15 protein-coding genes are annotated in these 13,304 nt (G+C 49.4%); 8 read left to right on the top strand and 7 right to left on the bottom strand.

The annotated features are described in order from the left end of the window. Positions 1-138: 138 nt before the first annotated feature. Entirely contained in the window at positions 139-609 is a 471-nt protein-coding gene (gene argR / locus DYA43_RS12375; protein ID WP_020332675.1) for a transcriptional regulator ArgR, read from the bottom strand. Positions 610-938: 329 nt separating this feature from the next. Between argR and mdh the strand changes: the two genes are divergently transcribed. Together mdh and DYA43_RS12365 are read left to right on the top strand one after the other, a co-directional pair. After that, positions 939-1,871: a malate dehydrogenase gene (gene mdh / locus DYA43_RS12370; RefSeq protein WP_020332676.1), complete on the top strand. Its 933-nt coding sequence runs from the start codon at positions 939-941 to the stop codon at positions 1,869-1,871. A gap of 353 nt (positions 1,872-2,224) precedes the next feature. Then, a complete protein-coding gene (locus DYA43_RS12365; protein ID WP_061056924.1) occupies positions 2,225-3,631 on the top strand; it encodes a basic amino acid/polyamine antiporter in 1,407 nt (468 codons plus the stop codon). A 70-nt stretch (positions 3,632-3,701) separates the two neighbouring features. On the opposite strand, the gene ispB is transcribed toward DYA43_RS12365, so the two are convergent. Next, complete coding sequence (ispB, locus tag DYA43_RS12360) at positions 3,702-4,673, bottom strand: octaprenyl diphosphate synthase (RefSeq protein WP_038130193.1); 972 nt, start codon at positions 4,671-4,673, stop codon at positions 3,702-3,704. Positions 4,674-4,944: 271 nt separating this feature from the next. Here ispB and rplU point away from each other — a divergent pair, with 271 nt between their 5' ends. The 6 genes from rplU (at position 4,945) to folA (ending at position 8,869) form a co-directional block, all read left to right on the top strand. After that, entirely contained in the window at positions 4,945-5,256 is a 312-nt protein-coding gene (gene rplU, locus DYA43_RS12355) for a 50S ribosomal protein L21 (protein ID WP_020332679.1), read from the top strand. A gap of 20 nt (positions 5,257-5,276) precedes the next feature. Next, on the top strand, positions 5,277-5,534 hold the full coding sequence (rpmA, locus tag DYA43_RS12350) for a 50S ribosomal protein L27 (RefSeq protein WP_014205843.1): 258 nt from the start codon (positions 5,277-5,279) through the stop codon (positions 5,532-5,534). A 219-nt stretch (positions 5,535-5,753) separates the two neighbouring features. Further along, on the top strand, positions 5,754-6,929 hold the full coding sequence (gene cgtA / locus DYA43_RS12345; protein WP_020332680.1) for an Obg family GTPase CgtA: 1,176 nt from the start codon (positions 5,754-5,756) through the stop codon (positions 6,927-6,929). A gap of 169 nt (positions 6,930-7,098) precedes the next feature. Then, positions 7,099-7,860 carry a threonine/serine exporter family protein gene (locus tag DYA43_RS12340; protein ID WP_020332683.1) on the top strand — a complete coding sequence of 254 codons (762 nt, stop codon included), beginning with the start codon at positions 7,099-7,101 and terminating at the stop codon, positions 7,858-7,860. Between the two features lies 1 nt (position 7,861). Further along, the gene (locus DYA43_RS12335) at positions 7,862-8,335 is read left to right on the top strand and encodes a threonine/serine exporter family protein (RefSeq protein WP_024373459.1); all 474 of its coding nucleotides are present in this window, start codon (positions 7,862-7,864) and stop codon (positions 8,333-8,335) included. A 39-nt stretch (positions 8,336-8,374) separates the two neighbouring features. Further along, entirely contained in the window at positions 8,375-8,869 is a 495-nt protein-coding gene (gene folA / locus DYA43_RS12330; protein ID WP_061056923.1) for a type 3 dihydrofolate reductase, read from the top strand. Positions 8,870-8,900: 31 nt separating this feature from the next. On the opposite strand, the gene apaH is transcribed toward folA, so the two are convergent. The 5 genes from apaH to surA form a co-directional block, all read right to left on the bottom strand. Further along, complete coding sequence (apaH, locus tag DYA43_RS12325) at positions 8,901-9,716, bottom strand: bis(5'-nucleosyl)-tetraphosphatase (symmetrical) ApaH (RefSeq protein WP_061056922.1); 816 nt, start codon at positions 9,714-9,716, stop codon at positions 8,901-8,903. Between the two features lie 11 nt (positions 9,717-9,727). Beyond that, positions 9,728-10,108, bottom strand: a complete 381-nt coding sequence (gene apaG / locus DYA43_RS12320; protein WP_020332687.1) for a Co2+/Mg2+ efflux facilitator ApaG/CorD — start codon at positions 10,106-10,108, stop codon at positions 9,728-9,730. A gap of 68 nt (positions 10,109-10,176) precedes the next feature. After that, on the bottom strand, positions 10,177-10,992 hold the full coding sequence (rsmA, locus tag DYA43_RS12315) for a 16S rRNA (adenine(1518)-N(6)/adenine(1519)-N(6))-dimethyltransferase RsmA (protein WP_020332688.1): 816 nt from the start codon (positions 10,990-10,992) through the stop codon (positions 10,177-10,179). A 20-nt stretch (positions 10,993-11,012) separates the two neighbouring features. After that, positions 11,013-12,014, bottom strand: coding sequence for a 4-hydroxythreonine-4-phosphate dehydrogenase PdxA (gene pdxA, locus DYA43_RS12310; protein ID WP_061056921.1), 1,002 nt, complete (start codon positions 12,012-12,014; stop codon positions 11,013-11,015). Then, positions 12,004-13,299 (bottom strand): peptidylprolyl isomerase SurA, encoded by a 1,296-nt coding sequence (surA, locus tag DYA43_RS12305; protein ID WP_061056920.1) that lies wholly within the window; start codon positions 13,297-13,299, stop codon positions 12,004-12,006. Before surA ends, pdxA begins: the two co-directional genes overlap by 11 nt. Positions 13,300-13,304: the final 5 nt, after the last annotated feature.

The following is a 13,304-nucleotide window of genomic DNA, read 5'->3' as shown; positions in this document are numbered from 1 at the left end:
TAACTATCTAAGAATCAAAGGGTTAGAAGTGGTTGTCAGCAGGGAAGAAGAGTTAGTTAAGATGTGATTGGAGTCACGCGCAACGAGCACTGCGTGACTCCATCATTCTGTTTTCTCTACAATTTCTCAATTGTGAGATTAGCCGGCGTACTCAAAAAGTTCACATACGGACTTAAACAGCTGCTTGGTGGTGATACTCATGGTCGGCGTGATGAAGATAGTGTCATCGCCGGCGACAACACCTAAAATGCCTTCAGATTTACCCAGTGAATCCAGTAGACGGGCAATCAGCTGAGCAGCGCCTGGGCCAGTGTGGATCACGACCAGAGCACTGTTGTGGTCGATATCAAGTACCAGTTCACGCAGTGAGCTGGAAACGGTCGGTACACCAAGCTCAGCGGGCAGACAGTAAACCATCTCCATTTTCGCATTGCGGGTACGAACTGCGCCGAATTTGGTCAGCATGCGTGACACTTTCGACTGGTTAATATTATCAAACCCTTCGTTTTTCAGTGCGTCCACAATATCGCCCTGAGAGCCAAAGCGTTCCTCTTTAAGCAGAGCTTTAAAAGCTCGGACTAGATTGTCTTGTTTGTCTGTATGGCGCATCGTTCTTCTTACTATCGCTGATTCAATAACTGTCGCACATTTTCCCATAGGTGGGGGAGCTGTGCCAAATTATCGCTCAAAACTGTCTAAAGGGTCACTGTAAAAGTGACAATTATTCGCTTAGATAGCACTTTAAACCTTTGTCATCGAAGAAAAATAGACCCATAATCGCCCGCGGAGTTGTAGCACGCCAATGCGTGGTTGCGCAAAGTCGCAAAGCTGAGGTTAATTGATTGTAATCAACTTGTGATTGCTATAGCTTCTTGGGGTCGGATACTAGATACCCTACCAAAACATTAATAAGAGAATTACTCTCAAGGAGAACTACGATGAAAGTCGCTGTTATTGGTGCCGCTGGCGGCATCGGTCAAGCCCTAGCTCTATTATTGAAAAACCGTCTTCCTGCAGGTTCTGATCTTGCTCTGTACGATATTGCTCCGGTAACTCCGGGCGTTGCAGCGGACCTGAGCCACATCCCAACTCCTGTTTCTATTAAAGGTTACGCAGGCGAAGATCCAACTCCGGCACTGGATGGTGCAGATGTTGTTCTGATCTCTGCAGGTGTGGCTCGTAAACCAGGTATGGATCGTGCGGATCTTTTCAATGTCAATGCGGGTATTGTCAAAGCACTGGCTGAGCGCATCGCGGTAGTTTGTCCTAATGCATGTATTGGTATCATCACTAACCCTGTTAACACGACTGTGCCAATCGCGGCAGAAGTGCTGAAAAAAGCAGGCGTATACGACAAGCGCAAACTGTTCGGCGTGACGACTCTGGACGTGATCCGTTCTGAGACATTCGTTGCTGAGCTGAAAGACAAAGATCCAGGTCAGGTTCGTGTTCCGGTTATCGGTGGTCACTCAGGTGTGACTATCCTGCCTCTGCTGTCTCAGGTTGAAGGTGTTGAGTTCACGGCAGAAGAAGTAGAAGCGCTGACTAAGCGTATCCAAAACGCAGGTACTGAAGTGGTTGAAGCTAAGGCGGGTGGCGGTTCTGCAACTCTGTCTATGGGCCAGGCTGCATGCCGTTTCGGTCTGTCTCTGGTGAAAGCACTGCAAGGCGAGAGCGTGGTTGAATACGCTTACGTTGAAGGTGCAGGCGAGCACGCGCCATTCTTCGCACAACCAGTGAAACTGGGCAAAGACGGTGTTGAAGAAGTACTGAGCTACGGTGAGCTGAGCGCATACGAGCAAGCTGCACTGGAAGGTATGCTGGACACGCTGAATGGTGATATCCAGATCGGTATCGACTTCGTGAAATAATCACGTCGTATCCGAAGATTCAAGGGAGCCGCTTATCGCAGGATAAGCGGCTTTTTTACGTCTATGGTTGGGTGATTAGCAATAGAGCACACTCGTTAAGTTGCTGAATTAATAGTCATTAAGTTTATGTTGTTGCGTATTTTTGTTTAAACATGCTGTTTAAATTGTATTATCTGGAGTTTTTTACCAACTAAAGAGAATTTTGCGTGCAGAAGTGTAAGACTTTTTGATCATTGGCAATGAATGTGTCGTTAATGACACTTTCTCGGTGACATGGATCACGCCATGTCTGCAGACTTGTTCAATTTGTCATTAAAATAGCGCTCTTCTCGAATGCAGAATCGGAAATCACCATGGATAACAAACTGGGTTTAGGCTCTTTAACCGCGTTGGTCATTGGTTCAATGATTGGCGCTGGTGTCTTTAGTCTGCCGCAAAACATGGCCGCAGTCGCAAGCCCTCTGGCTGTCATGATCGGCTGGACCATTACCGGGGTGGGCATGATCTTTCTTGCACTCTCATTTCAGCAACTGGCTATGCACAAGCCACACATCAACAGCGGTGTGTTCGGTTATGCACGCGAAGGTTTTGGCGATTTCACCGGATTCTGCTCCGCCTGGGGTTACTGGTTCAGCGCCATGGTGGCGAATGTCTCGTATCTGGTTATTGTCTTCAGCACGCTCGGCATGTTGTTTGATACACCGGAGCGTACCCTATTTGGCAGCGGAAATACCTTGCTGTCGGTCGGCGGGGCATCAGTGCTGCTGTGGGCTGTCCATCTACTGGTTCTGCGCGGTGTTAAAACGGCTGCCCTGATAAATGTCGTTACCACCTGCGCGAAGATGGTGCCATTGCTGCTGTTTATCGTCTGCGCCGCATTGGCGTTTAAATGGCAGACATTCACGGTCGATTTCTCGGGGCTCCATTTTGGCGCGGATCATGATCTCTGGGCGCAGATCAAAGCAACCATGTTGATCACTGTGTGGGTATTCATCGGTGTCGAAGGGGCGGTCGTCGTTTCCAACCGTGCGCGTCATCGTAAAGATATCGGTCGGGCAACCATCCTTGGCCTGCTGACCGCGCTGTCCATTTACGTATTTGTGACGTTGCTTTCAATGGGGGTGATTCGTCCGGTTGAACTGGCGCACTACCAGAACCCGTCAATGGCAAAAGTACTTACAGAGATACTCGGCCCGTGGGGCCAATACATCATTGCGGGGGGGCTGCTCATTTCAGTGTGTGGTGCGTTCCTGAGCTGGACGGTATTGGCGTCAGAAGCACCTTATCTTGGCGCCAAGGACAAGATGTTTCCGTCACGTTACGCCAAGCCGAATGCGGCTGGCAGCCCATATCAAGCTCTGACGCTGACCAACATCTGTATTCAGATTTCACTGATCCTAGTGATGTTTGCCGGTAGTACTTACGACACGCTGCTGGTATTGGCGTCTGAAATGATCCTGGTGCCGTATTTTCTGGTGGGCGCTTATACCCTGAAACTGGCGCTGGAGCGCAAGGACAGAGGCCGCATGCTGGCGATTGGTGTCGGGGCAAGTCTGTATGGTATTTGGCTGTTATACGCATCCGGGCTCAATTACTTGATGCTGTCAGCGCTGCTATATCTGCCGGGGATGCTGTTTTACGTCAAAGCAAAGAAAGAGCAAGGCAGAAGCCCGTTTATGGGAAAAGAGCGCTTGGGCGCTTATTCTCTCACGGCCGTCGCGGTGGTGGCATGCGGTATGCTATGGCAGGGATGGCTGTAAGTCGCTTGAATGGCTAATAAAAAGCCTCGCAATGGCGAGGCTTTTTTTGCTCAAAGCAAAGTGCAGGAGATTATTTACTGCGATTGACAGCCATGTGCGCCAGTGCCACCAGAGCCTCTTTGTATTCACTCTCGGGCAGAATCGCCAGCTCTGTGATCGCTTTATCCGCTTCTTCGTTAGCTTTGGCAATGGTGTATTCCAGCGACCCCGTTTCTTGCATCGCCGCTAAAATTTCTTCCAAGCGTTCCATGCCGTTCGCTTTCTCAATCGCTTCGCGAATCATCGCTGCTTGCTGAGGGTTACCGTGGCGCATTGCGTACAGAAGCGGCAGAGTTGGTTTACCTTCAGCGAGATCATCGCCGACGTTTTTACCCATCTCTTTACCATCGGAGGTGTAGTCCATGACATCATCAATCAGCTGGAATGCGGTGCCCAAATATTTACCGTAGTTTTGCAACGCGGTTTCAATCTCGGGTGATGCATCGGCTAAGATGGCTCCAATTTGAGTGGCTGCTTCAAACAGACGGGCAGTTTTGGAGTAGATGACCTGCATGTAGCTTGCTTCAGTGGTGTCCGGATCGTTGCAGTTCATTAATTGCTGCACTTCACCTTCAGCAATGACGTTCACGGCTTCACTCATTAGTTGCAGGATCTTCATGGATCCCAGTTCAACCATCATCTGAAACGAGCGAGTGTAAATGTAATCGCCGACCAACACGCTGGCGGCATTGCCAAATGCAGCGTTTGCGGTGGCTTTACCACGGCGCATGTCCGATTCATCGACCACATCGTCGTGAAGCAGCGTGGCGGTGTGGGTAAACTCGATAAATGCGGCTGCGAGTGTATGACCTTCGCCTCGATAACCCAATGCTTTTGCTGATAACACAGCCAGTAGCGGGCGTAGACGTTTACCACCACCACTGACAATGTAGAAGCCAAGTTGGTTGATGAGAGAAACGTCAGAGTTGAGTTGGGCTTGAATAGTTTCATTCACTTTTGCCATGTCATTGGCAGTAAGCGTTTGGATAGCTTTAAAATCCATCGTAAATCCGGCTGAAGTTAGAGCGTGTAAGGCATTTTGTTCTTCGATAATCAGTGAATAATACACTAAAAAATATTGATTAATACATGGCTTAAAGGCATGATTGCGGCACTTTTGATTGGCGATTAGCTTTTCGCCAATTTTTTTCAAATATGGCTTGTCATAGGGACGCCATTCACGTAGAATCTGCGCCCTATTGATGATTAGTTTAGCGCACACCCTTATTGCTCAAAATATAAGCATTGGCTGTGCGGAAAGAGCGGAGTAAAATATGTACGCTGTTTTCCAATCTGGTGGTAAACAACACCGTGTAAGCGAAGGTCAAACTCTTCGTTTAGAGAAATTAGACGTTGAAACTGGCGCAACTGTAGAATTTGATAAAGTTCTGCTGGTTGCTAACGGTGAAGAAGTGAAAGTTGGCGCTCCTCTTGTAGAGGGCGGCAAAGTGACTGCAGAAGTTGTACAACACGGTCGTGGCGATAAAATTAAAATCGTTAAGTTCCGTCGTCGTAAGCACTCTCGCAAGCAACAAGGTCACCGTCAGTGGTTCACAGAAGTGAAAATCACTGGTATCAACGCTTAAGTTATTAGGAGAGTTTAACAATGGCACACAAAAAAGCTGGTGGTTCTACTCGTAACGGCCGCGATTCTGAAAGTAAACGTCTAGGTGTTAAACGTTTCGGCGGTGAATCTGTTCTTGCAGGTAACATCATCGTTCGTCAACGTGGCACTAAGTTCCACGCTGGTACTAACGTAGGTATCGGTAAAGACCACACTCTATTCGCTCTATCTGACGGTAAAGTGAAGTTCGAAGTGAAAGGTCCTAAAAACCGTAAATTCGTTAGCATCGAAGCTGAATAAGTTTAGTTTCTCGATGAATTTAAAAGCCCTGCCGTTAGGTGGGGTTTTTTATTTATCTGGACGTGAGAAGAGCCAATAACAAGAGGCCCTGCGCTGCAGAGCGGCTTGTTATCTGTTCCCAAGCAGAAGGTCTGGACCGTTCATTGCGGTGGCACTTCTGCTAAAATTTATATCATTGGTAAGTGATGATATTGCAACGCAAGTAATGCGGAGTAAGTAATGAAATTCGTTGATGAAGCGGTAATTAAAGTCGAAGCGGGCGATGGCGGTAACGGTGTTGTTAGCTTTTGGCGTGAAAAATTCGTAACGAAAGGTGGCCCTGACGGCGGCGACGGCGGCGATGGTGGTGATGTCTACATCCAAGCTGATGAGAACTTAAATACCCTTGTTGACTATCGTTTCCAGCGTTTTTACGCAGCAGAACGTGGTCAGAACGGTGGCGGTGGTAACTGTACTGGTAAGCGCGGTAAAGATATTACTCTGAAAGTGCCTGTAGGTACTCGCGCAGTGGATATTCACACCAATGAAATAGTGGGTGAAGTCGCTGAACACGGCAAGAAAGTGATGGTTGCAAAAGGCGGCTGGCACGGTCTGGGTAACACCCGTTTTAAATCGTCTGTAAACCGCGCTCCACGTCAAAAGACGATGGGTACGAAAGGTGAAGTTCGTGAACTTCGTCTTGAGCTTCTGCTGCTTGCTGACGTAGGTATGTTGGGTTTACCAAATGCAGGTAAATCAACCTTTATCCGCTCTGTATCAGCAGCGAAACCAAAGGTAGCGGATTATCCGTTTACGACCTTGATCCCAAGCTTGGGTGTGGTGAGTGTTGTACCTGAGAAAAGCTTTGTCGTTGCTGACATCCCAGGACTTATCGAAGGTGCCGCTGAAGGCGCAGGTCTGGGTATTCGCTTCTTGAAACACCTTGAGCGTTGTCGCGTGCTATTGCACATGATTGATATTCTGCCGATTGACGGCAGTGAACCGGCACAAAACGCTCTGACCATTATGGATGAGCTGGAGCAGTACAGTGAGAAGCTCGCGAAAAAACCGGTTTGGTTGGTGTTTAACAAAGCGGATCTGATGCTTGAAGAAGAGGCGGATGAGAAGATCCAAGAGATCTTAGAAGCGCTGGCGTGGGAAGGTCCACACTTCAAGATCTCAGCGGTCAACAAGCAAGGCACTGCTGAACTGTGTCGTGAACTGGCTGACTTCATGGAAACTCTACCTCGTGCAGAAGAAGAGTTAAGCGAAGAGCAAAAAGTGGAGTTTATGTGGGACGATTACCACAAAGACGCCATGGCTGGCCGCAATGTTATCACTGAAGAAGATGATGACGACTGGGATGACTGGGACGATGAAGAAGATGACGGCCACGTTATCTACGTCCGCGAATAGTTCATTTCTGATGAAATAATCAAGAGCCGCATAGTATTTGCGGCTTTTTTGTGTCTAAATCATGTTTCGTTGCGTTATTTTCATGCAGACTATTGGCTTGTGCCGTTTATTGGGCACACATTTTTATTGAGTCATTTTTTGTGGTAAGTCGGACGTTAGGAAAGGAATCATGGCATCCAAACAGAGAGCGGTTTCTCGTTTGATTGCTCAGGCCGGGCAAATGCTGCTGGCCCACGGAGCAGAAAGTACTTTAGTTGGTGACATCATGCGTCGCATCGGGCTGGCGAGCGGCATGAGCGAAGTCGAAGTGTCATTGTCAGCCAGTTCACTGGTCGTGACCACGGTCTATCAGGAACACTGCATCACGACCACTCGGCGCTGTCCGGATCGTGGTATCAACATGCGCGTGGTTACTCAGATCCAGCGTATCTGCATCATGATGGAGAAGGGCATTCTCGATCATTCACTGGCACAAAAAAAACTCAACGCGATCAGCCCTGAACGCTATAACCGTTGGTTGGTCGTGTTGATGATAGGACTGTCCTGCGCTGCTTTCAGTCGTCTGGCTGGCGGTGACTGGACCGTATTCGCGATTACTTTTGTTGCCTCTTCTGTCGGGATGATTGTGCGTCAGGAAATCGGCCACCGTCATTTCAACCCTCTGCTTAACTTTGCCGCAACCGCTTTTGTCACCTCGGTGATTTCCGCCCAAGCGGTGATTTATCATCTCGGCAATAAACCCACGATTGTGATGGCTTCATCGGTATTGATGCTGGTGCCCGGTTTTCCGTTGATAAACTCGGTGGCAGACATGCTCAAAGGTTACATCAATATGGGCATTGCCCGCTTTGTCATGGCGAGTTTACTCACATTAGCCACTTGTCTGGGAATTATCGCGGCGATGAGTGTGACCGGAATATGGGGATGGTAACATGTTGAGCTGGCAACTTTTGTTCGGACTGATTAACGATATGTTCTTTGCCGCCATTCCGGCGGTGGGGTTTGCGTTGGTGTTTAATGTGCCAGCTCCGGCACTGAAATACTGCGCGTTGGGCGGTGCCATTGGTCACGGCTCGCGCTACCTGATGATGCACTTTGGTGTTCCGATTGAGTGGGCTACCTTCTTTGCTGCCACCATTGTTGGCATGATCGGGGTGCAGTGGTCGCATAAATTCCTCGCTCACCCTAAAGTGTTTACGGTGGCCGCGCTCATCCCAATGGTGCCCGGCGTGTTCGCTTATAAAGCGATGATTGCGATGGTTGAGATCAACCATCTTGGCTTTACACCTGAGCTACTGGAAACCTTACTGGAAAACTTCCTCAAAGCGATGTTTATCATTGCGGGCTTGGCGGTTGGCCTTGCGGTTCCGGGGCTGCTATTCTATCGCCGTAAACCGATTGTATAGATCCCACCGACCTGGTGGCACGAGCTTAGGAAGAAATTGATGATCATCAGCATGATTGCCGCGATGGCAAGCGACCGAATTATCGGCAAGGATAATCAGATGCCGTGGCATCTTCCGGCAGACTTTGTCTGGTTTAAACGTTGTACGATGGGAAAACCTGTGGTGATGGGGCGTAAAACGTATCAATCTATAGGCCGTCCATTGCCGGGTCGTCAGAACATTGTGATTAGCCGGGATCCGAATCTGGTCATTGAGGGTGTCGATGTAGTGAACTCTATTGATGCTGCGCTGGACAAAGCGGGAGCGGCACAAGAAGTGATGATCATTGGTGGAGGAAGCATCTACGCAGAATGTCTGCCGCGCGCGGATAAGCTGTATGTAACGCTGATTGATGCTCATCTTGACGGTGATACTCAGTTCCCGGATTGGGGGACTGGATGGTTGGAAACTCATCGCGAACAATATCACTCGGATGAGAAAAACCAATACGACATGGATTTTGTGATTCTGGAACGTGAGTCAGTGCGCGAATGAAAAAGCCCGGAGAGACCGGGCTTTTTGCTGTTTAATCGTCGTAGCGTAGTGCGGGTTGTTCAAAGTACGTTTTGTCTTCCCAGCGCAGCAGGGTCAATGTGCCGCCCCATACACAGCCTGTATCCAGGCCGATGATGTCACTACTGCGATAGCCTTCCAAAGCTGCCCAGTGACCAAACACCACGGTTTTATCAAGTGCAATACGGTTTTGCAGTGCAAACCAAGGCACCAAGCTGCCATCGGTGACCTCATTCGGGGGCAGTTTGCATTTCATGTCCAACCGCCCGTCAGCAAAACAAAAACGCATCCGCGTGTAGCTGTTAATAATGTAGCGGTAGCGTTCGATACCACTGAATTCGTCATTCCAGTGATCCGGTTGATTGCTATACATATTCTCAATTAGCCAGCCCCAACGCTCACTCTGTAGCAGGGTTTCAATTTCTCTGGCTGTCGAGCGGGCAGTGGGTAAATCCCACAGTGGAGAGATACCAGCGTGGGCCAAGACAAATTCATCGTGCTCTTGCAGCAGTGACTGTTGGCGAATCCATTCCAATAGCGCAGGGCCATCCTCTGCCTCTAATATCGGCAGAGTTTTATCTTTCTTTTTGATCGGATGAATGCCACGAGCGACGGCCAGAAGATGCAGATCATGGTTACCGAGCACGACTTTAGCTGATGTGCCCAACTGGCGGATAAAACGCAGGGTTTCGAGCGATTTTGGCCCGCGGGCAACCAGATCGCCGGCAACCCATAGAGTATCTTGCTCGGGATTAAACGCTACCCGATTAAGCAACAGCTGCAATTCGTCGAAGCAGCCCTGAATGTCACCAACAATGTAATTCGACAATGCAGACTCCGTTAATTCAGTACATTGGGAACTGCAAGGCGGAACGGCTCGATATCGGCAATAAATTCCTCACCTGCCTGATTATGCATGATGTAGTGGCCTTGCATGACGCCAACCGGGGTTTCCAGCGCGGTACCGCTGCTGTAGGTGTATTCGTCATTGGCCGGAATCACGGGTTGTTCTCCGACCACGCCATCGCCTTCCACAGTCATCTGTTTGCCGTTGGAATCAGTGATGAGCCAGCGGCGGCTGATCAGTTGCACGTTTTCATTGCTGAGGTTTTTAATCGTGATCAGATAGGCAAACACATAGCGCTGGAATTCTGGGTTGGATTGCTCAGGGATGTATTTGGTGTGAACCTGGATCTTGATACAAGGATTGGAAATATCCATGAAAACTCCTTATCCGGATATCGAGGCGTGAAAATAGACAAAGGATGACACTCGGTCATCCTTTGTATTTATGCCTGTTGCACGTGGTTGGCGTCAAGCCAGTTGGCCATGGCCACGAACTGCTGCAGGGTCAGGTTTTCAGGGCGCATGCCAGCATTGACACCGAGCTCCTCCAACACCTCAAGCTCAAGTAAGCCTTTGTAGCAGTTGCGTACCGTTTTGCGACGCTGGTTAAAGCCTTCACGCACTACACGATCCAGCCATTTCAGGCTGGTGGTTGGGTGTGGCAACACTTCATAAGGCACCAGACGTACCACGGCAGAATCTACTTTTGGCGGCGGAACGAACGCTGTTGGTGGCACTTCCAGTACAGGCACCACTTTACAGTAATACTGCGCCATCACGGTCAGACGTCCGTACGCTTTGCTGCCTGGGCCTGCTGCCAGACGATTGACCACCTCTTTTTGCAGCATGAAATGCATGTCCTGAATATCTTTATGAAATTCGAACAGGTGGAACATCAGCGGTGTAGAGATGTTGTATGGCAGGTTGCCGAAGATGCGTAGTTTGTTGTTTGGCTTCACCAGCTGGGTGAAATCAAAACGCATCGCATCGCCTTCATGAATGGTCAGTTTATCGGCCAGTTCAGGGTGATTACGCAGACGCTCAGCCAGATCTCGGTCCAGCTCAATCACGGTAAACTTATCGACTTCGCGGCCAACAGGTTCGGTGATCGCGCCCAGACCAGGACCGATCTCAACCAGGTTTTGACCCGGTTTAGGGTTAATCGCTGATACGATTCCATCAATGATGTAAGGATCGTTCAGGAAGTTCTGACCAAAACGTTTACGCGCTTTGTGTCCTAAGTGGACATCGTTTCTCATAGTGTTCTCGACATTCTAGATCATCGACAAGAGGATGATTTCTTATCAACTAATTCAATAGCTTGAGCGAGTGCTGTTCTAAAACTTCCCACATCGGCCTGACCAGTACCCGCTAAATCGAGCGCGGTGCCGTGGTCGACGGATGTTCGAATAAAAGGCAGACCCAACGTGATATTCACGGAGCGGCCAAAGCCTTTATATTTCAGGACGGGAAGAACCTGATCGTGGTACATGCCCAGAACAGCATCGGCTTGCTGCAAATATTTGTCATTGAAGATGGTGTCGGCCGGTAACGGGCCAATCAGTTGCATGCCATCTTGCTGACGTAATTTTTCCAGGGTAGGGGTGATGGTGTCGATTTCTTCGTGACCCAAAACACCGTCTTCCCCGGCATGTGGATTGAGGCCGCATACATAAATGGTAGGCGTTTCAATCGCAAATTTCTCGACCAAATCCTTGTGGAGAATGTGAATGATCTTTTCCAGGCGTTCGCTGGTGACCGCTTTAGACACATAAGCCAATGGAATATGTGTTGTCACCAGTGCCACACGCAGTCCTTCGGTTGCCAGCATCATCACCACCAACGGGGTGTTGGATTGCTCGGCAAAGAACTCAGTATGACCACTGAATGCGACGCCTGCCCGGTTGATCACTCCCTTGTGAACGGGACCGGTGACAATAGCATCAAATTCATCATTCATACAGCCCGCAGCGGCTCTTTCTAGTGTTTTTAACACATAATGGCCGTTACTTTCGTCCAATTGTCCGGCAACAACCTGGGTGGTCACTGGAACATGATCGACGACCAGAGTGCCTGCCTGCTGTGGTTTGGGCTCGGCACTGGCATCGTAGTCTAATAGCGTAACCTGAATACCTAATGTTTCTGCACGCTGTGCCAACATTTGTTTGTCGGCACAAACCACCAGTTGGTGCGTCCAGTCTTCGGTGGACAGGGCCAGCACCAAATCCGGGCCAATGCCGGCAGGCTCGCCGGCAGTGACCACAATTCGTTTAATTGCCATCTTCATCATCCTTCAGGATTTCGACGAATGCACCTGCACGCAGTTCTTGCAACCAGGCACTGGCTTCTTCATTGAACTTGCGATTGAACAGAATTCGGTACGCCTTGTTTTTCAGCGCTGAGTCGGTGCGGTCAACTTCACGGCGGTCTAACACTTCAACGATGTGCCAACCATGCACGGTTTTAAATGGCTGGCTGATCTGGCCAACGGGCAGCGTCTCAACCTGATGTTTAAATTCCGGCACGTACAGATCCGGCGTCTGATAACCTAGTTCGCCGTTCTGGGCCGCTGAGCCAGGGTCTTGACTGTATTGCTGCGCCAGTTCGCCAAAGGTCGCTTCACCCGCTTTAATGCGGCGAATAAACTCGTTGAGCTGCTTCTGCGCGCCTTCATCGCTGAGAATGATGGTTGGCTTGATCAGAATATGACGGGCGTTTACTTCGGTGACTGCAACGGTTTCCAGACCTTTCACGTCATCAATTTTCAAAATGTGGAAACCTACACCGCTGCGGAATGGACCGATAATGGTACCTTTATTCTGCATTTTGATTTGATCAGCAAAAATGGTTGGCATCTCTTCTTTACGCATCCAGCCCCAGTCACCGCCTTCCAGCGCTTTTGGTCCTTTTGAGTAGGTGATGGCCATTTTGCTGAAGTCCGCGCCGTTGTTCAGTTCATCCACCAGTTTTTTCGCTTGGGCTTCCACTTCAGATTTATCCTGACCGTCGTTAAAACGAAGTTGAATGTGGCTGATTTTGTACTGCACTGTTGCGTTGGTCTCTTTGGCCAGGAGATCGGCCAGTGTATCGACTTCTGCTGGCAGAATATTGATACGGCGGCGAACCAGAGCGTTGCGGGCTTCGCTGGTTGCCATCTCTTTACGCACTTGTTCGCGGAATTCTGGGTATGTCAGTCCCTCTTCAGCCACTGAAGCTCGCAGTTGTTCCGGCGTTTGTTTATTGTCACGTGCAATATCATTAATGGCCTGATTGAGGCGATCGTCATCGATACGAACACCGATACGCTCAGCTTCTTGCTCTTGTAGCGTATCAATAATCAGTTTCTCAACGACCTGACCGCGCAGCACGCCCTCGTCCGGGAGCTCACGTCCATTCTTTTTGGCGTTGGCTTTGACGGTCAGGAGCGCGGCATCAATATCACTTTGTAAAATAACGCCGCTGTTCACGATGACCGCGACACGATCCATTTCAACCGGCTGTGCGTGCAGGGAACCGATGCTCAGCAGTCCGATTAGCGTTAGTAGAGTGTGTTTCCACAATTTCATTAGAA

Origin of the sequence: Vibrio fluvialis (assembly GCF_900460245.1) — a bacterium.
Classification (GTDB): Bacteria; Pseudomonadota; Gammaproteobacteria; order Enterobacterales; family Vibrionaceae; genus Vibrio; species Vibrio fluvialis.
The sequence above is the reverse complement of the archived record's forward strand: the minus strand, read 5'-3'. Positions and strand labels throughout refer to the sequence as shown.

Coding starts and splice junctions, on each gene's coding strand:
- argR (WP_020332675.1), bottom strand. CDS start 609: ATGCGCCATACAGACAAACAAGACAATCTAGTCCGAGCTTTTAAAGCT.
- mdh (WP_020332676.1), top strand. CDS start 939: ATGAAAGTCGCTGTTATTGGTGCCGCTGGCGGCATCGGTCAAGCCCTA.
- DYA43_RS12365 (WP_061056924.1), top strand. CDS start 2,225: ATGGATAACAAACTGGGTTTAGGCTCTTTAACCGCGTTGGTCATTGGT.
- ispB (WP_038130193.1), bottom strand. CDS start 4,673: ATGGATTTTAAAGCTATCCAAACGCTTACTGCCAATGACATGGCAAAA.
- rplU (WP_020332679.1), top strand. CDS start 4,945: ATGTACGCTGTTTTCCAATCTGGTGGTAAACAACACCGTGTAAGCGAA.
- rpmA (WP_014205843.1), top strand. CDS start 5,277: ATGGCACACAAAAAAGCTGGTGGTTCTACTCGTAACGGCCGCGATTCT.
- cgtA (WP_020332680.1), top strand. CDS start 5,754: ATGAAATTCGTTGATGAAGCGGTAATTAAAGTCGAAGCGGGCGATGGC.
- DYA43_RS12340 (WP_020332683.1), top strand. CDS start 7,099: ATGGCATCCAAACAGAGAGCGGTTTCTCGTTTGATTGCTCAGGCCGGG.
- DYA43_RS12335 (WP_024373459.1), top strand. CDS start 7,862: ATGTTGAGCTGGCAACTTTTGTTCGGACTGATTAACGATATGTTCTTT.
- folA (WP_061056923.1), top strand. CDS start 8,375: ATGATCATCAGCATGATTGCCGCGATGGCAAGCGACCGAATTATCGGC.
- apaG (WP_020332687.1), bottom strand. CDS start 10,108: ATGGATATTTCCAATCCTTGTATCAAGATCCAGGTTCACACCAAATAC.
- rsmA (WP_020332688.1), bottom strand. CDS start 10,992: ATGAGAAACGATGTCCACTTAGGACACAAAGCGCGTAAACGTTTTGGT.
- pdxA (WP_061056921.1), bottom strand. CDS start 12,014: ATGGCAATTAAACGAATTGTGGTCACTGCCGGCGAGCCTGCCGGCATT.
- surA (WP_061056920.1), bottom strand. CDS start 13,299: ATGAAATTGTGGAAACACACTCTACTAACGCTAATCGGACTGCTGAGC.